Below are 25282 nucleotides of genomic sequence, written 5' to 3' on the forward strand. Positions count from 1 at the left end.
ACATGTCCAAACATCATATGAACTTTCGTTACAAGAAATGGCTGCTGTCGGCTGCATCTTTGATCCTACTGCTTCTAAGCGCATGCTCCAATTCCTCCGCTCTAGAATCCGCCGCCTCGGCGGGTGGGGAAGCCGGAACAGATTTGAAGCAGGTGAAACTGATCGAGGGCTGGTACGCCAAAGGGGAAGATGGGGGCTATTTTGCGGCATTGCAGCAGAACTATTATAAGGACAAAGGGATCGACATGACGATTCAGCCAGGAGGCCCCGAGGTGTCAACCATGCAGCTTGTCGCTGCAGGCAAAGCTGAATTCGGTATCTCTTATGCGGATGAAATCTTGAAGGCCCGGGAACAGGGAATTCCTGTTGTCGGTATCCTTGCCGGTTTTCAAAGCACACCGCAGGTTCTGATGTACCACAAGGGGGAGAACATTCAGGACTTCACAGACCTGAACGGCAAAACCGTATACATCGGTACAGCGGTGCCTTACTGGGAATATATCAAGAACCAATACAATCTGACAGATGTAAAAGAAATGAAGTATAACGGGCAGCTTGTCAATTTTATCAATGACCCGAGTTCGCTCAATCAGGGTTACATCACGAATGAGCCTTACGCACTTTCTCAGCAGGGGGTTGAGGTGGACTATCTGAAAATCGCCGATTCCGGTTACGCGAACTATGCAGACGTTCTTTTTACGACGGAAGATTATCTTAAAGAGCACCCTGATGTTGTTGAAGCTGTGGTGCAGGCAAGTCAGAAGGGTTGGAGCTATTATCTAGACAACTATGAAAAGGTAAACCCGTTTATTCAAACCTATAATCCCGATATGACGGTAGAAGCAATGAATTATGAAGCAGTGCAGGAAAAACCCTTTATTCTTAACAAAGAATCTGAGGCAAATGGTATTGGTTACATGACAAAGGAACGCTGGAGCACCCTGCAGGATCAGATGATCAAGGGCGGAGGATTAACGAAGGCACTAGATGTTACCCAGGCGTTTACAACGGAGTATCTGATGAAGCCATAAACCTGAACCAAAGGATTTGAAGCTTCAAATCAGAAATTTCAGAAAAAATGAGGGGACCTAATATGTTCAAACTTGGAAATCGAAAGAGCTATTGGCAAGTGTCCGAAACGCTGGTGGATCTAAGGCGAACGCAAAAGTACGGCAAGTCAGTAACCCTCCCTGCACAGCCGCAGGAAGTCATATTTGATCTCGAGCATACGGCAGTTATTGTCATCGATATGCAGAATGATTTCTGTACACCGGGTGGATGGCTGGATTCCATTGGGGTTGATACCTCTCCGCTCCTTAACCCGGTCAGCAGGCTGAACCGACTGATGCCCGAGCTGCGAAAAGCGGGAGTGCCTGTGATATGGGTGAACTGGGGCAACCGGGAAGACCGAATGAACGTGCCGCCATCCGTACTTCATGTATACAATTCGGATGGGCGGGGCAACGGCATTGGGGACCCGCTGCCGGGGAACGGATCCAAGGTGCTGGAGAAAGGCAGTTGGGGAACGGCAATTGTCGATGGTCTGGATTCGTCCACCGATGATATCTATGTGGATAAATACCGCATGAGCGGGTTTTGGGATACACCACTGGATAGTATTCTACGCAATCTTAATATTCAAACGGTGTTGTTTGCCGGGGTAAATCTCGATCAGTGTGTCATGCATACACTGCAGGACGCGGCTTGTCTCGGATATGACGGCATACTTCTGGAGGATTGCTCGGCAACAAGCTCCCCGGATTTCTGCATAGAAGCGACCTTGTACAATATCAAGCAATGTTATGGCTTCGTTACGGATTCCACCTGGTTGGTAGAAGAGCTGAACGGGGCAGCGACCCCTATAGAGAGAAACAACTCGGAAGAGCTGGCATCGCTAGAAGGCTGAACGGAAGGATGGGATGACGCAATGAAGGACCAATGGAACGCCGTTGTCAACCAGGTAAACGTTGAACCGACAGGGCAGGGTAGGCTGAACGGACTCAGCTTTATGGTCAAGGATGTGTTTGCCGTCCGTGGCCATACAAATGGCGCGGGTAATCCACGTTGGCTCCAGACGCATGGGCCCGAGGCGGAACACGCGGAAACGCTCAACCTGCTATTGGAGCAAGGAGCAAGGCTAACGGGGATGACGCATACGGATGAGCTGATGTTCAGCTTGAATGGTGAAAATGTTCATTATGGAACACCAGTGAATCCAAGGGCTCCCGATCGTATCCCTGGAGGTTCATCGAGCGGATCGGCGGTAGCTGTCGCCGCTGGGCTTGCTGACTTCTCCCTTGGAACGGATACGGGAGGATCGGTGCGTGTGCCATCTTCGTACTGTGGAATTTATGGAATGCGTCCATCGCATGGCATTGTCTCCGCGAAAGGCGTTATCCCACTCGCTCCCAGCTTCGACACCGTCGGCTGGATGGCACGGGATCTCGAGACGCTGTACCGGGTAGGAGAAGTGCTTTTGCCGCAGACAGACTCGGGTACAGGCTTCAGCCGGGTGCTCATCGGTGAGGATGCGTGGGAGCTTGCTGATACTGAGAGCAAAGAGGCGCTTGCCCCTTACCTGAAGCTGCTGTACGGCATGGCTGCGAGCCATGAAACGGTTCGCATCGCCCCGCAGGGTCTACCTGAATGGATGACCATGTTCAGGACGATCCAGGGCTATGAAATATGGCAGGAGCATGGGGCGTGGATTGAACGTGAGCAGCCGACCTTCGGGCCAGATACGGCAGGGCGATTCTCCTGGGCAAGCACTGTTGAACGTGGAGATCAGGAGAATGCAGCTGAACGCCGGGTTGAGGTACGCAAGCACATGGCTGACCTGCTCAGAACGGATACGGTGCTTGTGATTCCGACGACGACTGGAGTGGCCCCGAAGCTGGGCTTGGACGGGCCTTTAATTGAAGAACGAAGAGTGAAAACGATGCGTTTAACCTGCATTTCCGGTTTGTCGGGTCTACCGCAGCTTACGATCCCCGCTGCCGGGGTGCTGGGATGCCCGGTCGGTATTTCGATCATTGCCGGTCCGGGACAGGATCAACGTCTGCTGGAATGGGCCACATCCTTTCTTTCAGCAGTAAATTCAGAAATAAAAGGATAAGAGCATCATTCGATATATGGACATGAAGCTACGCGTAAAAACAATAAAGCCGCAGGAGAAAGGGTGTCAGTTATGTTTCAACGATATGAAGGAACAGCGTGGGAGGAACGATTTTTGCCCCGTCTGACAAGCAAACAGGTCAAAGAACTGCCGAAGGATAAGGCGCTGGTTATTCTCCCAGTCGGAGCTGTGGAGCAGCATGGCCCCCATCTGCCCGTATATACAGACACTTTGATTGGGGAAGCGACATTATCCCAAACGCTGGAGCGGGTGCGGGCGGATAAGGAGATCTGGCTGCTGCCTCCGGTCTCGTATGGCAAAAGCAATGAACATATCGGACTTCCGGGCACCATTTCCTTATCGGCGAGCACACTGCATGCCATCATGCTGGACATTGCAGAAAGCCTGAAGGCTAGTGGTTTTCGCAAGTTACTGTTGTTTAACACCCATGGCGGCAACGTGGATTTGCTAAATACAGTATCACGAGAAATACGGATCAGAACGGGGATGATGGTTTTCTATCTCAGTCCCAGCAGTCTGAATGTGGCAGAGGATCTACTGTCTCCCGAGGAGCTGGAATACGGTATTCATGGTGGTGATTATGAGACCTCTCTCGTGATGTCCATTAAACCGGACTGGGTGAAGGAGGAGTTCCTCGTCAAAGAGCTTCCTGATATGTCCTCTTACCGCTTTCTTACATTAGAAGGGAAAATTCGTTTCGCCTGGAAGATGGCTGATATCTCTGCTACCGGCATTGCTGGTGATGCTACGACGGCCACACCTGAGAAAGGCAGCATTATTCAGGAACGAATCTCAACAATTTTGTCGGAGGCGCTGGAGGAACTGTGTGATTTCGAAATCACCGATGTCCGCGGGACTGAACCGGTTCAACAGCCAGCAGGAAGCACCCCGTGAAGCTCGTCAGTCTGAAACACGGCGATGGTGAACAAGCAGCAATTGAACACAGGGAACGATTCTTTCTTCTGGAGGAGATCAACAGGGCGGAAGGAAGCGCATGGGGCACCTCCGTTATGGAGATTTTGCAGCAAGGCCAGCTAGAGGAGCTAATCCAGTGGTATCAAAAGCACGGGGATAGAGCAGTTTCATCCATCCCTTTCATACCTTCAGAAGGAGCCATAGCTGCTCCTCTCTTCCGCCACCCTCGTAAAATATGGGGAATTGGCATGAATTATGTGCAAAAAGCGATCGATCTCGCATCTACTCCTCCAGAGCGTGAGCCAGTCTGCTTCATGAAGCCGGACTCAAGCCTGATCGGGCCGGAAGAGTATATCCAGCTGACGGCTCAGGATGTGAATGTGACATCAGAAGCAGAGCTTGGCATTATCATCGGCCGAACCTGCAAAAATGTGCCGGAAGAACGTGCGCAGGAGGTCATTGCAGGTTTTGCCGCAACGCTGGATATGACTAACCAGGACATTCACGCACGGAACCCCAGATTCCTGCAGCGATCCAAGGTATTCGATACATTTTTCAGTCTTGGACCACAACTAATAACACCTGATGAAATAAGTGATCTGCAGAACCTCGTCGTTGAAACTGTGTTGAATGATGAGGTTATTCATAGCAATACGGTGTCTCGCATGATTTATCATCCATGGTTCATTGTCTCGTATTTTTCACAGATGATGACTCTCTATCCGGGAGATGTGATCATGACGGGCACACCCGGATCCGTCCAGATTCAGCAAGGAGATGTCGCCGAGTGTAGAATCAGTGGCTTTATGACGCTTCGAAATCCGGTAGGGGAAGTCGTATAAATCATCAGTAATTTTCCTTGGGGAGTGGTAATGAGATGAACAAGTACAGACAAAAGGGAACTGTCGTTTTACTCGCAGCAATATTTTCCTTATCCACATTGCTGGCGGCTTGCGGGAATCAGCCAACTGCTGAGAATGCCTCTGCTACGGGGGGAAGCGAGGAACTGACGGCAATTACACAGGTGACGAACTGGTTTGCACAAGCAGAGCACGGGGGTCTGTATGCGGCAAAGGAACAAGGATATTACAATGAGGCTGGTCTCGATATGACCATCCAGGCAGGTGGGCCGCAGGTGTCTCCAACACAGATCGTGGCTTCAGGCAAGGCGCAGTTCGGACTGGCTACAGCGGATCAATTGCTGGTCGCTCGTGAAGAAGGAATCCCTCTTGTAGCAATTGCGACGATATTCCAGAAAAGCCCGCAGGGACTTATGGTTCATGCCAATCAGAGCATGTCCTCCCTGGCCGATTTGAACAACCGCTCCGTATACGTGGGGACGGGCTCGGTGTTTTGGGACTTTGTGAAGAGTAAATACCAATTGGGTAACGTGAAGGAATTGGCTTATACCGGTTCTCTGGCTCCTTTTGTAGCTGATGAAACGGTTGCCATTCAGGGATATGTAACCAGTGAGCCGTACGAGATGAAGCAGCAGAATGTAGACATTAATTTCCTGCTACTGGCAGATGCCGGTTATAACCCGTATTCCAATGTGCTGTTCACCACGGAGCAGTATATTCAGGATCATCCTGATATTGTGCGCGGTTATGTCGAGGCTTCCATGAAGGGCTGGGATTATTACAAGACCAATTATGATACCGTGAATGACGTCATTCTAAAGGAAAACCCTGATTTTACGAAAGAAAAGCTGAACTATGCCGCAGAAGCGCTTATCCCGTTTGTATATGAAGGTGATGCGGCGACACATGGTGTAGGCTACATGACAGATGAACGCTGGACGGAGCTCGGAAAGCAGTTAAAGGAGATTGGGGCATTGAAAGAGGAGCCTGATGTCAGCAAAGTATTTACGGATGAGTTCTTGCCGAATTCCTAAGAGATTCCTTTGGGAGATCAGTTATACAACATACGGGAGGGGAACCGAATGAATGAACATTGGATAGCCGTATTGAAAGAACGCATGGACCCAGAATTGCTGCAGTGGGAGGAGGCAGCCCTTGCCAAATATTCGATGGATTATCATCACTTCTCTCCTGTGCTGGCCAGTCAGCTGCAGGGTAAGGTCGCCGAGTGCATTGCCAGTCCGCGCACCAAGGAGGAGCTTGATGATCTGCTCTCCATTGCTGCAGAGCTGGGAGTTCCGCTGACGATCAGGGGGAACGGCACCGGCAACTATGGACAATGCGTTCCGGTCACAGGCGGAATCGTCCTGAATCTGGCCAAATACAACAAGGTGCTCGAAATGGGAGAAGGCACGATGCGGATCCAGGCCGGTGCTAGACTCGGCAAAATGGAATCCACTGCCCGCAAGGCGGGTTATGAGCTGCGTACGATGCCTTCCACCTTTCAATCCGCGACGATCGGCGGTTTTTTATGCGGTGGTTTTGGCGGCATCGGTTCGATCAGCTGGGGGACGATCTGGGATGGGCTGGTACGTTCTCTAAAAATCAAGACCGTTGAGGTTCATCCCCGTACCATTGAGCTCCAGGGAGACGAGGTGCTGCCTTACCTGCATACTTACGGTACAATCGGCATTTTGTCCGAAGTGGAAATCAATCTGGCTCCCCGAGTGGAATGGATGCAATGGGCAGTAACCTTTGACAGTTTTGAACAGGCTTTTCGCTTCGGGCAGTCGGTTGCTGAGGACACTTCCTTGGTGAAACGGCTAATTTCCATCCATGAATGGCCGGTACCATCCTATTTTCTTCCGCTTGATCTCCCCGCTGATCATGCTGTCGCATTACTGGAAGTGGATACAGCCAACGAATTCCAGCTTGAACGTATCCTTTCGGAATATGGAGGTCACTTGGCTATGAAGGTCTCTGCCGAACAGTATCACAAAGGTGTAGGGGTCTCCGATTTCACATGGAATCATACAACATTGTGGGCGCGCAAGGCAGACCCTGGCTTGACCTACCTGCAGCTAAATTTTGAACCCTCCAGTGCCCTTGAGCAAATCTCATCAATGAAAAAGGAATATCCAGAAGTGATGAATCACATCGAGTTTGCCCGCCAAAACGGAAATTTGCTGATCTCTGGCCTGCCGCTGGTTCCGTTCACAACGGAGGAAAACCTGAATCAGCTAATGGAACGTTACGAGGAAAACCGGGTTAGAGTAAATAATCCGCACACTTGGGATTTGAAGGAAGGCGGGCGATCATACGCCCATGATCGTTTGTGGGAAATCAAACATCGCAATGACCCGAAGGGCATTTTGAATCAGGAAAAATTAAAGCGTTCGGCTGTTAGCGGTATCTGATCAACGGGTGACGGAAGAATGGCGCAACCTGCAGCAGTTAACGTGCCATGCGGATTTTAATAGTCAATCCGTATCTACAGCAAAGGAGCGAGTTGCATGAAATTTGGAAATGTGGTCATCCGCCGAAAGGTCCCTTGCACGATGCGCGACGGTATAACGTTGTATTCAGATATATACCTGCCGGGCGAGACAGGAGAATATCCTGTGCTGCTGATGCGCCAGCCCTACGGACGGTCGATTGCTTCTACCGTTACGCATGCCCACCCCGTCTGGTATGCAAGTAAGGGATATATCGTAGTAATTCAGGACGTCAGGGGGCGTGGAGAGTCGGAAGGCGAATTTAATCCGTTTGTTCAAGAAGCAGAGGACGGATTTGATACCATCAAGTGGGCAGCCGGTCTGTCCGGCTCGACCGGGAACGTAGGCATGTACGGTTTCTCTTATCAAGGCCTAACACAATGGGCAGCGGCTTCCCTTCACCCCCCTGCGCTCAAGGCGATTGCACCGAGCATGTGTCCGGCAGACATGTATCATGGATTATTTTACCCGCATGGCTCCTTTGCACTTGGCAATCATTTGCCGTGGGCTTTCCAGCTGGCTCGTGACACGGCACAAAGAGCGGGTGACTTCGAAACGGCAGAGCAATGCTCCCGATTGATGCGGAGCCCCGAGGAGATGCTTTGGAAAATGCCATTGAATGAAAGGCATCCGATTCTGGAGCAATACTTTCCCGCATTTTATGATTGGATTGATCATCAAACGTACGATGAGTACTGGGAACAGATGAACTGGATCAACGATATCGTAAAGGAACCCGTGCCGGCGCTTCATATTGGGGGATGGTATGACGGTTTCCTCATGGGCACGTTACAGTCGTTTGAAGCTCTGCAAGCTACGGCCACGCCGGATTGCTTTCATCGGCTCATTGTCGGCCCGTGGGCCCATATTCCATGGGGGCGCAGAGCGGGCGGAATCGATCATGGCGAGCAGGCAGATGGTGGTCATCATCTGGAGCAGCTGCGCTGGTTTGATTATTGGCTGAAGGGCAAGGAAGACATGGAATTGCCTGGTGAATTGCAAATCCGATATTTTGACCAATTGAGTCATGAATGGCATACGGCGGAACAGCTGCCTTCTGTATTTCAGGATGGACACTCTCCGTCCGAATGGTATTATTTGTCCGGGTCACAGACCCCGGCGAACGGTGCGGCAGGAGGCGGGAGACTGGAAAAGCATAAGGAAGATGTGGAGGAAGCTGTGCCGGATGTATTCGTATACGACTCGCGTCTGCCGATGCGTCTTGACTCTTACCTGCCGTCCGACCGAGCTGCCATTCAGGAACGGCAAGAGATTCTGGTATATACGGGAGGACCGCTTGCAGAGGATATCCCGATTTTTGGGTCCCCGGAGTTATCCGTGCAGTACCAAACATTGGGAGGCCCGACGGATCTGGTAGCCATCCTCACCACCGTATCCGAGAAAGGGACGGCCCGGCTACTGAGTGTGGGTCGCACGGAAATCTGCAGTGAAGGAGCAGATGCTTCCAATGAATGGAGAACAGCGCAGATCCGGCTGCGTCCCTTGGCGGCCACCCTTCCGGCTGGCTCGTATGTCCGGCTTGAGTTGACAGGCAGCGCCTTCCCGTTATTCGCCCGGCATCCAAACGGTGTTACGGACGAGATAAACAGCACGGGAACGGGTGGGTTGAAGATTGCCACAACGGCTGTTCGCAGTACAGAACAGGATATATCCTGTTTGAGGCTGCCGTTAAAAAGATGAAAAGCAAGCATTAATTAAAATCAATCAAAGTGAGGTTGAATGTATATGGTGAACATTCCAGGTCTGGTTGCTGGTAACTTTGAGAATTGTCCCGTCCACAAAATTTCCGCACAGGATACGAATAAGTTCATCCTGCTGTGCGACAGGGAGCAGGTTCCTTTCACTTCATTTGTGGAGATCTTCGAGGTTGGAGGCAGAACTCCATCCAATGAACACCGGGAAGCTTATGAATATTTTTATGTGTTAAAAGGGGAGGGGCTAGCCAAAGTTGGCAACGAGTATGAGACTCCGATCCGCCAAGGCTCATTCATTATCATTCCACCGGGCAACCATCACGATATTATTAACACGGGCAGCACGCGTCTGTATTGTCTGACGACCATGGTACCAGACGAGATGTTCTCGGATATGATCAAAGCGGGTCCGGCCACCGAGCTTGACGAGGAGGATCTGGCCGTGCTTCAGGCGCTGGCTACCGCACAATGAGTGCAGGGCTGCGTTTCATTAATGTATGCCTTCCGCACCGAGAAGACCTCTGTCTTTATGAACTAAAGGCGGAGGTTGGAAAATGGGTTAGTATCCGTCGGCAAGATCGTTTCCTTGATGCACGGGAAAGCGGTGCTTCCCGTCTGATGGTCCCGCACCAGGCTGGATCGGATCTGAAACGGCTCGCAGACGCGGATTGCATCGATCTGCAGGGCGGGATGATGCTTCCTGGCCTGGTTGACTCTCATATGCATTTGGATAAGGCCTTCTCGCTTGAGCAGGTGTCGAACCGATCCGGCACGCTTCATGAAGCCATTCTTAATTACAGCCAGGCTGTACAGACATTCAGCAAGGAGCAGCTAGCGGAACGCATGCTGACTGCCGCTAGAATGGCTCTGAGCTACGGGACCACGACCATAAGGAGCCACCTTGACTTCCCTGTTCATTTGGGGAGAGAGGTGGCCTTTCGGACTATTGAGGCAGCCTTGGAAGTACGGGAGAAGTTGAAGGACAGTATGGCTATCCAATATGCGCTCATGGTTCCGTTCCGCGGCAATCAAGAAGCTGCGGATGAGGCAATCGAGGAAGCACTACGGATGGGAATTGATGTACTGGGTGGAGCCCCTCATCTGGCAGATGACTCTGAAAGAGAGATTGGCAGGATTTTTCGGTTAGCGGATCATTTCGGTGTGCCCATTGATCTGCATGCAGATGAAAGTGATCATCCCGAAAAAAAAACCGTGCTGAGCATCGCAGAGCATACGATTCGCCACGGTTATCAGGGCAGAGTGACAGCAGATCATCTGTGCTCGTTGTCTGCAATGACGGAAAAAGATGCACAGCATGTGATGGCGAAGATGAAGGAAGCCGGTCTGAACGCGGTAACGCTGCCTGCGGTGAACCTGTATCTTCAGGGACGGGAAGATCGCGGCCTGGTAAGACGGGGCACAACACGCATTCGCGAGCTGCTTGCAGAAGGCATTCCGCTTGCTGCGGCCTCCGACAATATTCAAGACCCGTTCCATCCGTTCGGCCGCGGGGATCTGATACAGATCGCCCAAATCACATCATATGCTGCCCATATGGGCAGTGAACGGGATTTAGTACAGCTGCTGCGGATGATCACGGATATACCTGCTGAAATTACGGGCTGCGACGAGTATGGGATTGAAGAAGGGCATGACTGCAACTTTGTTGTCACGGATGCTTCGGATGTCACGCAGCTGCTATCAGGTACAAAAATGAGTCGCTGGGTGTATGCCTCCGGCAGATGGCAGTCTGCTTTGCATACAGCTCAGACATTCGCTTCTGAATTGGTAACATAATAAGCAACAAACAGGAATTACCGTCAGTTGAACATAGAAGAGAAAGAAGGTGGCAAGATGGTTCCACAAGTCACAGGCACACAGACGATGGTAGTCAGTCCTCATTCTTTGGCCAGCGCGGCAGGAGCGCGTATTTTGCAGCAAGGAGGTAACGCCTTTGATGCCGCCGTGGCGGTGAGCGCCTGTCTTGCTGTCGTATATCCACATATGACGGGACTGGGAGGCGATTCCTTCTGGTTAACCTATAGCACCGAAGAGAGAAAAATCAGGGCATATAACGCGAGTGGGCGTTCGGGCAGCGGGATTACCGCAGCCTGCTTTGCGGGCGAATCAGCCATCCCGCAGCGGGGACCCCGCAGCGTCATTACCGTGCCGGGTATGGTGGACGGCTGGGATGCCATATTACAGGAATATGGCTCGAAGACGCTGGCAGAGGTGCTTGAGCCCGCGATCCGTTATGCGCTGGAAGGCTTCCCGCTGTCGCCGGACCAGCATGTCAATACGGCCGAGCGTTCAGATGTGCTGGCAGCTTATCCACAGACAGCCGCCATCTATCTGCCCGGAGGCAAGGTCCCGGAGCAAGGCAGCCGCTTTGTGCAGTCTGCTTTGGGAAGCAGCCTGCTGCAGGTTGCGGACCAGGGCCGAGACGTATTTTATTCAGGCAGTGTTGGTCAGGAGATTGTTCGCTCACTCAAGGAGCAGGGAGGTCTGCTGACACTGGAGGACTTTGCGAGACACAGAGGTGAATGGGTGGAACCGGTCAAAGGGAGCTACCGAGGGCTTGATCTTTATCAGGTCCCTCCGAATTCACAGGGCTTTACCGGTATAATGGCGCTGCAAATTCTAGAACAATTTGAATTGGAGAGTATAGAGCATGGTTCCTATGAGTACTATCACCTGCTTGTGGAGGCGCTGAAGCTGAGCTTCCGTGACCGCGATCGTTATTTGACAGACCCACAATTTTCCTCCATTCCTCTGGACCAGCTGCTATCCAAATCCTATGCCGCGAAGCTGGCGGCCTGCATCGATATGGAGCGAGCTCTGCCGATGGATACCCAGCCGGTAGGTCATGATACGGCATATGCGGCTGTAGTAGACAGTGAGGGCAATGCCGTTTCATTTATCCAAAGTCTCTATTTTGAGTTCGGCTCTGCTGTGGTTGGGGGAGACACCGGTATTTTGCTGCAGAACCGAGGCTCGTTCTTCTCCCTTGATCCGTCGCATGTGAACAGGCTTGAACCGGACAAAAGAACCTTTCATACGCTGATGCCGGCAATGGCTTGCCGCGATGGGAAGCCGTATATCTTGTACGGTACCCAGGGAGGAGAAGGTCAACCACAGACACAGACCGCGCTGCTGACCCGCATGGTGGATTATGGTATGACCCCCCAGACCGCTGTGCGTGAACCTCGGTGGGTGTGGGGAAGAACATGGGGAGAGGCAACGCAAGAATTGAGAGTTGAGGGCCGAATCGCGGCAGAAGTGCAGCAGCGTTTACGACTCGCCGGACACAAGGTACACACAGTTGAAGATTTTGCTAGAGTCATGGGACATGCGCATGCCATTATGATCGATGACAATGGCTTCCTGCTCGGGGGCACAGACCCCCGCTGCGATGGTGCGGCTATTGGATGGTAAAAACAGAACAGGGTGCAGCACGCTCTAATTAGGTGAGTGGCTCTAACTTTAAGAGAATTAATACCTTTTGTTGTATAAAATCAAGGCTTACAGCGAATCATCCCAGATCTCCATATCCCCAGGACATATTGTTGGGCAGAACTGATAAACTTTAAAACCGCCTCTAATGGCGGTCTTTCTATGTTCGGCGAATGCCAGCTGCTTACTCTATTAAACTATCGGTAAACGATTACTCAATAGCTGAACAAAAGCAGCTAATCAATGTGATCAGCAGCTTTTGTTTTAAGTTTAGAATAAGATGCCATACCCCAAACGTGGAAAATCCCAAATATCTATATTATCCCGTTGAATCGGCGTAATTAGGTTGAAATTTGCGGTTCATCTGCAGGCTGTCGTCCACTTACCGCAAGCATAATCACAGCAATAATGATTAGTATAAAGCAGAAAATAAATGAGTATCGGTAACCGACAATGCTGGCTACTCCACCACCAACAAGACTGCCAAGCAGTCTGCCGATTGTGGATGAATTGGAATATAGCGTGGAAGCATATCCTGGCATTCTGGGCAGCAGGTCCTGAATGTAGCTAATTCCAATTGCAGAAATGACGGCGACAAAAACAGCGAGCAAAATTTGTGCAGCAAGCATTTGCCACATCGCGTTTGATATAAGTATAACGAAATAATAAGCTCCTCCGAAAATAGCCCCGCAAAACACCAAGATTCGGTTACTATACTTTGCACTAAGTAGACCGAGTACAATCATAAAAGGAATTTCCAGTGCAGCACATATACTACTGACTAAACCGACATCGCTTGTTGTTCCCCCAAGATTGTTTGTAATAAAGAGAGCCGTGTTTATGCTGCTCATCCAATGAGCGGTATACATGAGTATCAGAATTAGAAAAGGAATTAAAATATCTCGGTTTTGAGCCAGCCGGAAACTTTTTATTTTCACTTCAGCTTGATTGCTCTTCATTTCCTTGTTTGATTTGAGAAATAGGAAAACAAGCAGAGCAACAAGTAGGAAAACTCCGATTGTACCCAAAAAAATCCCCTCAAATCCAATAGCAGCGAGTAATAAAGTGCCGATTAATGGACCTGTAATAAAGCCGAGAGAGAAAGCAGAACGCAAAGTAGAATTAGCAAACGCACGCTCCGTAAAATGACTCTTTATCACTGCTTCTCTGGAAATAGCGAACAACTGAGGCATCCCTGGTGCACCTAGTGCAGTAAACACAGTCATGTAAATGAACAAGATCGGAAAATCTTGAATGAACAAGTATCCACTAAAGGCCAGGGCATTAGCGAGAGTAGAGAAAAGATAAACGCCCTTTCGATTTAAGCCGAGGTCGGAACGTCTCCCGATTAGCGTGCTGATCCATATTCCTGCTATTAGTGTAACGCCTAGATAAAGACCAAACATGCCAATAGATACGCCAAGCCTTTCCGTGAAGTAAATAGATAAAAAGGGGGTGCTGAGCGAAATGCCCATTCCCTGCAATGCCATACAGATAAAGAGTAAAGCATACGAAGGAATGGAAAATAGGCTAACGAATCGAATGAACATAGTGTGAGATTACTCCTAAGAATTTTTTGTTGTGTAATCACCATACATGACCTTGCTTTATCTCGTCTAATTGTATTTTACTGGAAAATGATTTATATCCACTTGGGATCTGCCCACTTCGCTATCAACAGGTTGTTTTTAAGGAATTACATAGTCATTTTTAAGACAGTACATGTTGAGCATGATGCAAGGACCCATCCTGCTGTAAACTATGCTTGAAGGCAACAAAAATCCCTTTACAAGATAGGGGTCGGAGCGTTAAAGTTAACGCAATTATGGCGGACAGTAGATTTTAAAAGATAAGATGAGCACCAAAGGAAGGGATGCCCATGATAAAAAGGTTGAGATTTCAAAACAAATTGATGTTGAGTTACCTTCTGGCCTGCATCATTCCGCTATTATTGTAAGCGTATTCATTTTTCATCAGTCAGCTAAAGGGCTGGAAGAATCTTCACAGGAATTTGCCTCCTTGTATACATCCCAGATTAAGTCCTCATTGAATGAATTTATCAAGGAATACGACAAGATTACGAAGTCAGTATTAGTCGAAAACGAATTGATCTACAGGCTCGGAGAAGGGTCAAGCATACCCATGAACGAGGAGGTTAATCAGCGGGTGGCCGTACAACAGCTTCTCATGAGGGTGACATTGCTCAAATCCGAAATTGGCACCGTAATGCTGATCAGCCGCGATACAGCTAGAGACGTCGGAACGTCTGTTGTAATCTAAAACCACACCAATACCAAGATCTACAGACAACAGATGTTTAATATTTCTGCTGAAGGCAATCAGGTAGCGAAGGACATTAAAAGGGATGACACCAAGCTAAGATAGGAATAAACTTCAAATAGAAATAATGCCGAAATAGGAGAGAGCCGATAACCGCATAATTGGGTTGTTGGCTCTGTGTCTGTACGGCTAGTTCTTAGACATGCATTTATAGCAGCCTCTCGGGTATGTCACTTGTTGCTGGTCTTCTTGACCAAGTCCACGCCAACGTATGCCAGACTTTCCACACTTGCTGCCTTCTGTAGTATGTAATGATCAAAAAAGTTCTTCGTATAGTCTGTTACAAGATTTCGCATTTCCATAGCGTCCCGTTCGCCTCTGAGTTCCTCATTAACATTGGTAAACACGATGTCACAGTAATCTAAATGAGCAGCACCATCAACAGAGAAATAATAGGTTTCCATGCTATTGTTAGCGCCAATTATCGCATTCATATTATAGTTAGGTTCACTAAATAGTAGCAAGAAGGGTTTCTTGAGGTCGCTGCCCTGAAGTCCGAACGCACCGCTATCCAAGCCAATCCCGCAGGCGAACCTTTCGTCGTCCCGGCAAACAATCGCCGCCGTAGGCCCTCCATAAGAATGTCCGACTATACCCATGCCGATGTTAAGCCATAATCTGCCCTTAAAGATGGAATTCAGTTCTCCAGAGTCCAGTTTGAAAAGATAATCGGCTACATACCTTATATCTTCTGCCTGTAATTCGCTATGCTCTGTTAACTTGGCAAGTATCGGCAGTGTAAGCACGTTTTGGCACATCTCAATGGCAGTTTCTTCGTCAGGCCGCATCTCCATCTTACCAGCCAACTCCACCATTTCCGGATCTTCAGAAAACGCCATAATAACATCCGAAAAATCCTTTGATACATTAAACAGGCGTCCATCTTTACACTTATACATGGTGCTATTCTGGTGGCCGACGCTTACCACTACATATCCCATGCTTGCCAAGTCTGTACAGATCACGGTACCCCATTCTGGAGAACCTCCCCCGCCGCAAACATAGAATAATACCGGATAGTGCTTTTCCTTCCCAGAGAGAGCAAGGTCGTCGTAACACTGGGTCTGGATATCGATAGAGTAAGCATCCTTCAACGCAGTGAGAAGCGGCTGCTCATTCAACATCTCGTATACTTCAGGAAACATGTACGTTGATGTCGTCTTCCCTTCGTTACTGTCGGACGGATAGTACACAAACGCCGTCAGTTCTCTTTTTGAGTGATCTGATGCCATGTACTCAAAATCCATCTGGGTTCGACCCACCGTATAGCCGCCAATGGGTTCTGGAAATGCATCATACGTTTTCATTTTCTTATTCCCCCTATATTCGTTGGAATCGTATCTACTCCTTGGCTTTCTTGAGATCGCTAACCATTTCAGAATATTTATGATCTTCGAGCAGCCCATGACCCATAAAGTCAGTAAAGTACTTGCTAATCTTCAGTTGCAGCTTAGAGTCCTTGATATCGAATTCTCGAAAAAACATGACAAGATTAAACTGCATGGACTCAAACATAAAAGAAATCAGGTCGTCGTCAATATCAGGTCGGAGAGATCCATCAACCCTCATTCGGCGTAAAATGTTCTTGATGATGGGGAATGACTCTCCCTTTAGCACATCCAGATAGACTTTAAGCAATATGTCCTCAGGAATGTATAGTACTGTTTCAGTAAGTTTGATTTCCAACTCATTCAATGGCTCGGTTATCATGCCATTAACATTACCAAATAAGCCAGTAAGGAAAAACCGGTAAAGGGAATCGTCATTCGTGTTATTAAAATACGAAGCTCTTTTCTGGGTCACATTACGTATTAAGAGACAATAAAGGTCATCTTTGTCTTCAAAATAGCGATAAAATGTTCCAGGGTGCATGGATAAACAATCCAAAACCATCTTCATCGATATATCCTCGTAAAGATTATTAACAAAAAGATGCATAGCGCTATTAGATATTTCCTCGCGTCTTGCTTCATCTAAACGAAAGAAAGTTTTTTTTGGCATAGAGTACTCCTTAATATAAAGTGTGAACTCATTCACACCTTATCGATAATTGATTCACATGTCAAGTAGTACTGAAATATTAAATATCAATAATGTAGGACAGACAAATCAAAAGGCACCCGCCTATAGGCAGGTGCCATCTCTATAGAGATCAAGTATAGATTATCTATGGGGAACTTCATTTTGCAAGTTCCTGTTCCTCCAGTAATCGTTTCAATTTTTGGCGCTGCCGTTTTTCCTTTTGACGGCGTTCTCTGTCCTCAGCCTGCAGAGCTTTAAGTAGGGAGACACACATGCCGATAAGGACAACAGCGAACGGCAGTGCGGCCACAATGGAGGCTGTCTGGAGGCCGTTCAATCCCCCGCTGATCAGCAGAACTACCGCGATGGCGGACTGCAAGATTCCCCAGGTTAATTTTACTCTTGTACTCGGGTCCAACTTGCCATCTGAAGTCAGCATGCCCAGCACAAAGGTAGCCGAATCCGCCGACGTAATAAAGAAGATCATGATCAGAAGAGTAGCAACGAATGCTGTAATCGTGCCTAAAGGCAGCTGCTCCAGCATAAGGAATAAAGCAGTTGTTGTGTCTTCTTTGACGGCTTCCGCCAGATGAGCGGCATTGAACAATTCCAACTGAAGTCCTGTTCCCCCAAAGACGGAGAACCAGATAAATCCGAAAAGGCTTGGAATAACCATGACGTAAATTACAAATTCTTTAATGGTTCTTCCTTTGGATACCCTTGCGATAAACGTGCCAACAAAAGGAGCCCACGAGATCCACCATGCCCAGTAAAATAACGTCCAGGTTCCAATCCAGGTTTCTCTTGAAAACGGCGTCAGTCTCAAACTCATGTTAATAATATTCTGCAGGTAACTTCCCAAGGTGGTCGTGAATGTGTCAAATATAAAAGAAGTCGGCCCAGTCACCAAAACAAACAACATTAATAGCACAGCTATAACGAGGTTGGTGTTGCTCAAAATCTTAATACCTTTATCCAGACCGGAGGTTGCCGAGATTAAAAACAATACAGTTACAATGGCGATGATGACAACCTGGGACAGCGTTGAGTTGGGAATACCGAATAAGTAATTCAGCCCCCCGCCGATCTGAAGTGCACCCAATCCAAGCGAGGTCGCAACTCCGAAGATGGTGGAAATGACGGCCAGAATATCAATGACCTTACCAAGCCAGCCTGCAGCAAGACGTTCACCGATCAAAGGAATAAAGGTCGAACTGATCAGCCCCTTATGGCCTTTCCGAAACTGGAAATAAGCAAGCGCTAAGCCGATGACGGTGTAGATGGCCCAAGGATGCAGACCCCAGTGGAAAAAGGAATAACGCATTGAAAGTCTTGCGGCTTGCGTAGTTTCGGGTACCGCTCCCTCCGGTGCAGATAAATAGTGGGACAGCGGTTCTGCAACTCCCCAGAAAACCAGACCTATGCCCATACCAGCGCTAAACAGCATAGACAGCCAGGAAACCGTAGAATATTCCGGTTCATCATCGTCATCCCCCAGCCTGATACCGCCAAATCGGCTGAATGCCAGATAGAAAGCGAAGATCAGGAAGAACAGTGTTGCTAGCAAATAAAACCAGCCAAAATTCTGAATAGAGAAGTTGTAGGCTACGTCAGCCGCATCAGCCAGCTGATCAGGAGCGACAGCTCCCCAAATTGCAAATAGTGCAACGATGATAATTGTGATTGTAAATACCATGAAGAGAACCCCCGTTATGTAAGCTTCATCCAACTTTTCCTTAGTATGTACTAGTCCAGCGTGTAATATTTCGGAAAGCCAGCTGTTGATAAAATAAAACAAACCGCCTTGTATTGAAACACCCGTCGGTTTGTTTTGATCTCTCCAGAATAGTAAATTATCTATGATCGCCTGTTAAACTGAGATGGTAGATTGAGAATTTCAGATTTTAGTTATATAGAAATAACTTGAAAAATCTAAGAGGGAATCATCACTTTTAGGAGCAGCATTTGAAAGTATAGTGTATTTTTAAATATAAGAGATTCTGAAGAAAGAAATGAAAGGATGAGAAGGATGATAAGACTCGAGTCTGGTATGTCCATAGATAACGAATTATTTTCTGATATTGTCAGGTATGAGCACGTAACGATAAGCAGAACGACTATAAAAAACTCGAATGTTGGTTCACCTATCTTTTGGAGCTGTAATCTGAATCAACTTGTGTTTGATACCTGCGATCTTAACAATGCGAGATTTTTTGCCGATACTACGATTGATCATTGTACATTTATTCGTTCCGACTTGCGCTCAGTTGGCATTGCCAAGGGCGAAGCTGTTTTCACCAATTGTGAGTTTTCCTCCTGCGATATGAGAGGCATGACATTGGAGAATGCAACGTTCATCGATTGTACTTTTGTTAAATGCAGATTCAATGACCAGATTTTACAAGCGGCGAATATCGTTAATTGTTCCTTTTCCGGCAAGCTGGTTGATATTACGTTTGAGGGAAATGGCAAACAAAAGCTAATCGCCAATTTTGAAAACTGCATCCTTGAAGGTGTTCGTTTTGTGAACTGTGACCTGACGCAATGTATTCCGCCAAAATACAAAAATCATCTGTATGTTGAACAGGTATCCTCACGTGTGAAAAATGCGATGACGAAGATTGACAATGACCCTAATCTATCTGACGATGAACGGAAAGTACTGGTACGCAGTCTGCGCAAGCTTGAGCATATGAATCAATATATTTTTAACACAGTACATATGAAGAAAATATATGGTGATGTTTTTGTTGAACGATTTTTCAGTAGTCTGGACGTTCAGCGAGAATGATCCTGTCACAGGTCTGTTATTAAAAAACCGCATCGAAGTTTCAAACCAAGGATTGTCCCAGTAGTTGTTCGTTGAAGGTTCTAGATACAGCCTCCGAATATGACATGCTGTCATATTGAGTACCTAGCCATGCATATATATCCCCGAGAATGTAGGTATAGGGGGCGGAACAATGGACGGTAACAATGCTAATAATCAGGGAAACAATCGAAGCAGGAAGGGAGGCAATGTGCAATCCGAGTGGCATGCCATGCAGTCGCCAGAACACCATTCACAGACAGTAGGGGAACGGGGGCCGATTCTGGAGCAGGACAGCATGCTGCATGAAACACTCGAAACCTTTGTCCACGAAAAAATTTTAGAGCGCCCGGTCCACGTAAAGGGATTCGGAGCATTGGGTTATTTTGAAACCCTACACTCGATGGCCGCTTATACGAACCTGTGCTTCTTACAAAAACCAGGACAACAGGTTGCTGTTACCGTTCGTTTCTCACTTGCGGTCAGCAACAAAGGAACACCCGATACATCCCGCAACGTTCGTGGATTTTCGACGAAATTTTATACCGAGCAAGGCGTTTTCGACCTGCTTTGTAATCATATCCCCGTGTTTCTCGTACGAGACCCGATCCGGTTTCCTGAGTCAATTCATGCTTTCCTGCCATCACCCGTTAACAATCTCATTGATCCGAATCGATTCTGGGGGTTCATTGCTAGAGCACCAGAGGCAACCCATTTCGTTGTACGACTGTACTCGGACGAAGGGACGATCAAGAGCCTCCGCCATACGCCAGGACACAGTGTTAACACCTATGTTTGGAAAAATGCAAAGAACGAACGCTTCTACGTCAAATATCGCTGGATTCCATTAGCTGGAGAGCAATATATCGATGCGGAAGAAGCGGCTCGCTTGGCTAGCGAGAACCCCGATTATTCGGGTAAAGACTTATATGACACGATTGCACAAGGTACACCTGTCCAGTATGGGCTGTATGTGCAGTTGATGAACCCACAGGATGAGGCAATGCTGCCGTTCGATCCGTTGGATGACACGAAAGTGTGGGATGTGCGTCAATTCCCGCTTCTGCCCGTTGGTCGACTCGTCTTGGATAAGAACCCGACGAATTATCAGGAGCAGATCGAGAAGCTGGCATTCTCCCCGTCCAACCTTCTGGATGGTGCTGAGCTGTCCGATGATAAAATGCTGCAAGGCCGCAGTAATATTTATTGGGATTCACAGCGCCACCGCCTTGGATCGGACTTTCGCAAAATTCCGATTAACCATCAAGCCAACTGGTCACCGATGGATCAGGTAACGAGCGGAGAAGGGCGTTATGTAGCTGGCCGGCTCGTTCGATCCGATATTCCGAAGGCTGATAATTTCACCCAAGCGGGACAATTCTACCAGTCGCTAACAGGGGTTCAACAGGATCATCTTGTTCAGAACCTCGCTGATGACTTATCGGCAGCTTCTCATGAGATACAGACGATTGTGTTAGGCTATTTATACGAGGCTGATGCAACATTAGCCGAAAGGGTAGCACGCCAGATCGCTGCGTTGAAGAAGGGATAATTCAGTACAAAAACGGACCGTAAGTGTTCATCTTTCATCGATGAATGCTTTCGGTCCTTTTGTTTTTATCCTTTACCTACTATGCCGTGGCAGCAAATTAATAAAATTCTAATAAACGATGGTATCGGTTTCCGCTTCACTTCGTTAACGTCTTCGGAAGGCTCCGCCGCGTGCCAGAGCGAAGAAGATGAGCAGGGCAATAATCGAGCCAACGATGGCTGGAATAATATGAAATCCGCCAATCACCGGACCCCTTGGTCCCAGCAATTCTGTTCCTAACCAGGAACCGATAAAACCCGCAATGATATTACCAAGTACACCGCCCGGTACGTCACGCCCAATCAAGTTGCCGCTTAACCAGCCAATAAGTCCACCAACAATGAGTACCCAGAGCAGATCCATTGAGTTGTTCTCCTTTCTTCGGGTTTATTACAAGTTATGTTGGGCTCAGTGGAATATACCTCAGCTTCCAGTTGGTGGAGGAATCTAAAGTGTCTGTGCTAAGATTGGGTTAAATATAATTGAAGCTGGAGAACAAGGCTAGATAGGGGTGTACATTGAAGAAAATTCTAGTCATTGATGATGAAGCTGCCATCAGAGATTTAATCGAGCTCGTACTGAGGAGAGAAAACTACGTTGTTCAAACTGCTGAAAACGGTAAAATAGCCCTGCAGCTGCTGGATGCTTTTGGGCCGGACCTGGTGGTGCTTGACTTGATGCTGCCTGACTGCTCCGGATATGACCTGTGCAAGGAAATCACCGGGAAACGTGCCGTTCCTGTCATCATGCTCTCTGCCAAAAATGAGGTAATCGACAAAGTGCTCGGACTTGAGCTAGGAGCGGAAGATTACATGACCAAACCCTTTGACAATCGTGAATTGCTCGCTCGGATCAAGGTGATTCTGAGAAGAAACGAGAGCAAGGAGAAATCCAGTGAAGGAACAGAGATGAAATCAACACCCATCATTCATGAAGAGCTAACATTTGATCTGGAAAGCCGAAGGGTGCTGAAAAACGGTGTACCCGTGTCTTTAACGGCCAAAGAGTTTAAAATTCTGGAAACGTTACTCAAAAGGCCGGACAAAATCTTTACCCGGGATGAGCTGCTGCAGATCGGATGGGGATATGACTTTATGGGAGACAGTCGCAGTGTGGATATGACCATCATGCGATTACGGAAAAAGCTGGAGGATAACGCGGACGAACCGAAGTATGTCAGGACGATCTATGGATTCGGCTATCAGCTTGGAGGTGGCGAGGCCTGAAATATGCAACCCGGTTACTGCTGAATTATTTATTTTTCTCCGTGCTGTCCTTTGGCATCATCATTTTTGCGGTGAATAAAGCCATTGATTACTACAGCTTCGTTACTATTGAGAAACAAATGATGGAGAAGGCGGATCTGTCCGAGCTATCCTTTCGAGAGGTGTTAGCACAGCATAGGTCATCGTCAGTAGAGCCCCAGACCCAGGAAATCGTCAGACTTGCTCTGGAGAAGCTGAAAGCTTCAGGGAAGGAAGTACGAATTTATGACAGCTCCAAGCAGCTGCTGGGCCTCGCTGTGGATGGCATCATCATTAATGATGGCAAACCTCTTATTTTTGACAAAAATATTGAGAAAGCCCTGAGCGGCAGTTATGCCTACACCGTAACGGAAGATCATCTGCTTTATTTTGCGACTCCCATTCAGAATCAATTTTACGAGAACGCTTATGTGTATGAGTTCGTGGACGACATTTCGTACTTTTATGTGATGATGGATCAAATCCGTTATATCCTGTTTGCGGGTGCGGGCGGTTTCATTGTACTGATTACGTTAGCCAGTCTGTGGATTGCCCGCAACACAACCAAGCCGATTAAGGTGCTGCTTGGCGCTGTGCAAAGCTTCTCTAGACAAGAGTTTCAAAGAGTTCATCTTAACCGGAAGGATGAGCTGGGCATGCTGGCAGATGGGCTGGATTCCATGGGGCGTCAGCTACATGATTACATTCAGTACCAGAAACAATTTGTCTCCAACGTATCTCACGAGTTAAAAACACCCTTGGCAGCGATTCGTGGTTTCTCTCAATACTTGGTTGAAGGGGAGAATGAGAACAAGGAACTGCAAAAAATCTATGGTCATCTGCTGCAGGAGTCGGATCGGTTGACACGCTTGATTAATGAACTGTTGCTGCTATCCCGCTTCGACAAGGCTGGTTCTAACGAACTGGAAGCCCGGAAAACGGAAATGAACGAACTGATTCAGCAGGTGGCAATGAATATGGAAGCGAAGTCTAAAGATAAAGGGATCAAGATTATGGTTAGTAAAGCACAGGGAGAACCGGATGATGAGGGTACAACAAGAGTTTATGCCAACATCAATCCAATGTTAATGTCCCATGCAATCGCCAACCTTGTGGACAACGCTATCAAGTACTCAGGCAATCACTCACAGATTAAAGTAGAGATGGAACATACGCCAAGCGAGATCGTTATTCGGATACGTGATCAAGGAATCGGAATTGCGAGCGATGAACTGGAGAGAGTGCAGGAACGCTTTTACCGGGCAAAAAATGCAAGTACAGCGAACGGTTCAGGTCTTGGACTTTCGATTTGCAAGGAGATTGTAGAGCGGTTTAATGGATATATCGACATGGAAAGTCAGATCGGGGAAGGAACGAGCGTTACGATTGTTTTGCCTCGTGTGTAGACCGCATTCTAAACCCAAGCCTAATTAGGTAACGTTACAAGATTGGTACATTTCTGTTATGAGACTAACAAATGCTTTTTTTATAATCACTTCATAAGAACAAATCACATTTATGGAGGGATCATGATGAAGTTAACAAAGAAAGCTGCAGGTTTTATCGTACTAGGTGCTTTACTAACGGGGGCATTAACGGGCTGTCAGTCCAGTGATGCTACATCTCCAGCAACCGGACAGAACACAGCAAATGAACAAAGCAAAGGTGAAGGAGCATCGAATTCCACAGCACCTCCTTCTGAAAATTCCGAAGAACAGAGTGGTGAAGCGATTAAGGAAGGTTCGATGGAGAAGGAAGGCAATGTGGTGCTGAAGGAGCTTGCTTTTGTCTATAATGAGCACACCATTGCGATTTCCGATACAGCGAATGAAGAGCAGATGGAACAGATGCTCGGGAAACCGGATAATCTGAAATCCCATACGTACACTGCCGACGATGGAACCAACATGGATACGTTAATCGGTTTTACAGAAAAGGTATATACGTATCCTGGTCTGGAAATTAAAACAATCAGTATACCGGAGGGGAAACAAGACTCCATCTTTCATATCGAGATTACAGATCCTAAGTACGCAACAGTACGAAACATTAAAGCAGGAGATAGTCTGGATACACTCAAAAACGCCTACCCTGAGGGGAAACTGCTTGGTGATGGAGCCCCTGATGAGGAGGATGACTTCCGTTACGAGCCGTCCAACTATGTGGATGTGATGTCGTTTCATATTAAGGATGCCAAGGTGGAGAGCATTCAGATCTACAGCCTTCTGGACTAATATATAGTGATCGACGTTGGTAAGCCATTCATACGATTCACCTTTAATACCTGCCCGGAAGAGGGCAGGTATTTTTTCGTTTGTAGACTCGTCAGCAAGTGAAAAAAACATGAACTTCTCTATTCATTGGGTGCTGATCAAGTCATTCATTACAGAAAGGAAAAATTTGAAGAGATTCTAAAAGATATCGATTTAGTATTTGACACGATGGGTGGAGTAGTAGCTGAGAACAGCTATAAAGTGCTTAAGCCAAATACCGGAAGACTGATTACCAAATTACCAATAAGTAGGCATTGAAACTTTGGGAGTTTTCATTTCCGCAAGATGGCAAAAGGGAATGGTGGATAAATGATACCTCAGTACATATTACTGGGGAAAGTAAAATAGATTGAACTAGTCGGTAAACAGTGTTACTCTGAAAGTCTATGTTCAATAATATATTTAATAATAGTCACCATTTAGGTTATA

Annotated in this window: 23 protein-coding genes; 18 read left to right on the forward strand and 5 right to left on the reverse strand. The window is 47.7% G+C overall.

Annotated features, from left to right (window positions below):
• The first annotated feature begins 2 nt into the window (after positions 1-2).
• The 11 genes from PIL01S_RS07995 (at position 3) to ggt (ending at position 12556) form a co-directional block, all read left to right on the forward strand.
• On the forward strand, positions 3-1031 hold the full coding sequence (locus tag PIL01S_RS07995) for an ABC transporter substrate-binding protein (RefSeq protein WP_127537061.1): 1029 nt from the start codon (positions 3-5) through the stop codon (positions 1029-1031).
• 62 nt (positions 1032-1093) lie between these two features.
• The gene (locus tag PIL01S_RS08000) at positions 1094-1906 is read left to right on the forward strand and encodes a cysteine hydrolase family protein (RefSeq protein ID WP_127537062.1); all 813 of its coding nucleotides are present in this window, start codon (positions 1094-1096) and stop codon (positions 1904-1906) included.
• A gap of 21 nt (positions 1907-1927) precedes the next feature.
• Positions 1928-3115, forward strand: a complete 1188-nt coding sequence (locus PIL01S_RS08005) for an amidase (RefSeq protein WP_127537063.1) — start codon at positions 1928-1930, stop codon at positions 3113-3115.
• Between the two features lie 72 nt (positions 3116-3187).
• Positions 3188-4030, forward strand: coding sequence for a creatininase family protein (locus tag PIL01S_RS08010; RefSeq protein ID WP_127537064.1), 843 nt, complete (start codon positions 3188-3190; stop codon positions 4028-4030).
• Complete coding sequence (locus PIL01S_RS08015) at positions 4027-4893, forward strand: fumarylacetoacetate hydrolase family protein (protein ID WP_127537065.1); 867 nt, start codon at positions 4027-4029, stop codon at positions 4891-4893. Before PIL01S_RS08010 ends, PIL01S_RS08015 begins: the two co-directional genes overlap by 4 nt.
• A 35-nt stretch (positions 4894-4928) precedes the next feature.
• Positions 4929-5945, forward strand: a complete 1017-nt coding sequence (locus PIL01S_RS08020; RefSeq protein ID WP_127537066.1) for an ABC transporter substrate-binding protein — start codon at positions 4929-4931, stop codon at positions 5943-5945.
• Positions 5946-5993: 48 nt separating this feature from the next.
• Positions 5994-7328, forward strand: coding sequence for an FAD-binding oxidoreductase (locus PIL01S_RS08025; protein ID WP_127537067.1), 1335 nt, complete (start codon positions 5994-5996; stop codon positions 7326-7328).
• 96 nt (positions 7329-7424) lie between these two features.
• Complete coding sequence (locus tag PIL01S_RS08030) at positions 7425-9107, forward strand: CocE/NonD family hydrolase (protein ID WP_127537068.1); 1683 nt, start codon at positions 7425-7427, stop codon at positions 9105-9107.
• A 45-nt stretch (positions 9108-9152) separates the two neighbouring features.
• Complete coding sequence (locus PIL01S_RS08035) at positions 9153-9593, forward strand: cupin domain-containing protein (RefSeq protein ID WP_090898515.1); 441 nt, start codon at positions 9153-9155, stop codon at positions 9591-9593.
• Positions 9590-10918: an amidohydrolase family protein gene (locus PIL01S_RS08040; RefSeq protein WP_127537069.1), complete on the forward strand. Its 1329-nt coding sequence runs from the start codon at positions 9590-9592 to the stop codon at positions 10916-10918. The genes PIL01S_RS08035 and PIL01S_RS08040 overlap by 4 nt, the downstream gene beginning before the upstream one ends.
• Positions 10919-10975: 57 nt before the next feature.
• Positions 10976-12556 (forward strand): gamma-glutamyltransferase, encoded by a 1581-nt coding sequence (ggt, locus tag PIL01S_RS08045; RefSeq protein WP_127537216.1) that lies wholly within the window; start codon positions 10976-10978, stop codon positions 12554-12556.
• Positions 12557-12915: 359 nt separating this feature from the next.
• Here ggt and PIL01S_RS08050 read toward each other — a convergent pair whose 3' ends face one another.
• Positions 12916-14124 (reverse strand): sugar efflux transporter, encoded by a 1209-nt coding sequence (locus PIL01S_RS08050; RefSeq protein WP_127537070.1) that lies wholly within the window; start codon positions 14122-14124, stop codon positions 12916-12918.
• A gap of 304 nt (positions 14125-14428) precedes the next feature.
• Between PIL01S_RS08050 and PIL01S_RS08055 the strand changes: the two genes are divergently transcribed.
• Positions 14429-14854 (forward strand): hypothetical protein, encoded by a 426-nt coding sequence (locus PIL01S_RS08055; RefSeq protein WP_127537071.1) that lies wholly within the window; start codon positions 14429-14431, stop codon positions 14852-14854.
• A gap of 230 nt (positions 14855-15084) precedes the next feature.
• Here the strand turns inward: PIL01S_RS08055 and PIL01S_RS08065 are convergent, their stop codons facing one another.
• The 3 genes from PIL01S_RS08065 to PIL01S_RS08075 form a co-directional block, all read right to left on the reverse strand.
• Positions 15085-16221 carry an alpha/beta hydrolase gene (locus PIL01S_RS08065; RefSeq protein ID WP_127537072.1) on the reverse strand — a complete coding sequence of 379 codons (1137 nt, stop codon included), beginning with the start codon at positions 16219-16221 and terminating at the stop codon, positions 15085-15087.
• Positions 16222-16255: 34 nt separating this feature from the next.
• Complete coding sequence (locus PIL01S_RS08070; RefSeq protein ID WP_127537073.1) at positions 16256-16915, reverse strand: TetR/AcrR family transcriptional regulator; 660 nt, start codon at positions 16913-16915, stop codon at positions 16256-16258.
• 178 nt (positions 16916-17093) lie between these two features.
• Positions 17094-18632: a glycine betaine uptake BCCT transporter gene (locus tag PIL01S_RS08075; protein ID WP_127537074.1), complete on the reverse strand. Its 1539-nt coding sequence runs from the start codon at positions 18630-18632 to the stop codon at positions 17094-17096.
• Between the two features lie 642 nt (positions 18633-19274).
• On the opposite strand from PIL01S_RS08075, the gene PIL01S_RS30225 reads away from it, so the two are divergent.
• Both PIL01S_RS30225 and PIL01S_RS08085 read left to right on the forward strand, forming a co-directional pair.
• Positions 19275-19727: a pentapeptide repeat-containing protein gene (locus PIL01S_RS30225; RefSeq protein WP_246058119.1), complete on the forward strand. Its 453-nt coding sequence runs from the start codon at positions 19275-19277 to the stop codon at positions 19725-19727.
• A 172-nt stretch (positions 19728-19899) separates the two neighbouring features.
• Entirely contained in the window at positions 19900-21297 is a 1398-nt protein-coding gene (locus tag PIL01S_RS08085; protein ID WP_127537076.1) for a catalase, read from the forward strand.
• A gap of 144 nt (positions 21298-21441) precedes the next feature.
• Here PIL01S_RS08085 and PIL01S_RS08090 read toward each other — a convergent pair whose 3' ends face one another.
• A complete protein-coding gene (locus PIL01S_RS08090) occupies positions 21442-21699 on the reverse strand; it encodes a GlsB/YeaQ/YmgE family stress response membrane protein (RefSeq protein WP_024630063.1) in 258 nt (85 codons plus the stop codon).
• A 155-nt stretch (positions 21700-21854) separates the two neighbouring features.
• On the opposite strand from PIL01S_RS08090, the gene PIL01S_RS08095 reads away from it, so the two are divergent.
• The 4 genes from PIL01S_RS08095 (at position 21855) to PIL01S_RS08110 (ending at position 25111) form a co-directional block, all read left to right on the forward strand.
• Positions 21855-22562 carry a response regulator transcription factor gene (locus PIL01S_RS08095; RefSeq protein ID WP_127537077.1) on the forward strand — a complete coding sequence of 236 codons (708 nt, stop codon included), beginning with the start codon at positions 21855-21857 and terminating at the stop codon, positions 22560-22562.
• Between the two features lie 71 nt (positions 22563-22633).
• A complete protein-coding gene (locus PIL01S_RS08100; protein WP_246058120.1) occupies positions 22634-23986 on the forward strand; it encodes a sensor histidine kinase in 1353 nt (450 codons plus the stop codon).
• A 126-nt stretch (positions 23987-24112) separates the two neighbouring features.
• Positions 24113-24814: a hypothetical protein gene (locus PIL01S_RS08105; protein ID WP_127537079.1), complete on the forward strand. Its 702-nt coding sequence runs from the start codon at positions 24113-24115 to the stop codon at positions 24812-24814.
• A gap of 126 nt (positions 24815-24940) precedes the next feature.
• On the forward strand, positions 24941-25111 hold the full coding sequence (locus PIL01S_RS08110) for a zinc-binding dehydrogenase (RefSeq protein WP_307720981.1): 171 nt from the start codon (positions 24941-24943) through the stop codon (positions 25109-25111).
• The last annotated feature ends 171 nt before the right edge of the window (positions 25112-25282 follow it).

Source organism: Paenibacillus illinoisensis NBRC 15959, assembly GCF_004000925.1.
GTDB classification, from domain to species: Bacteria; Bacillota; Bacilli; order Paenibacillales; family Paenibacillaceae; genus Paenibacillus; species Paenibacillus illinoisensis.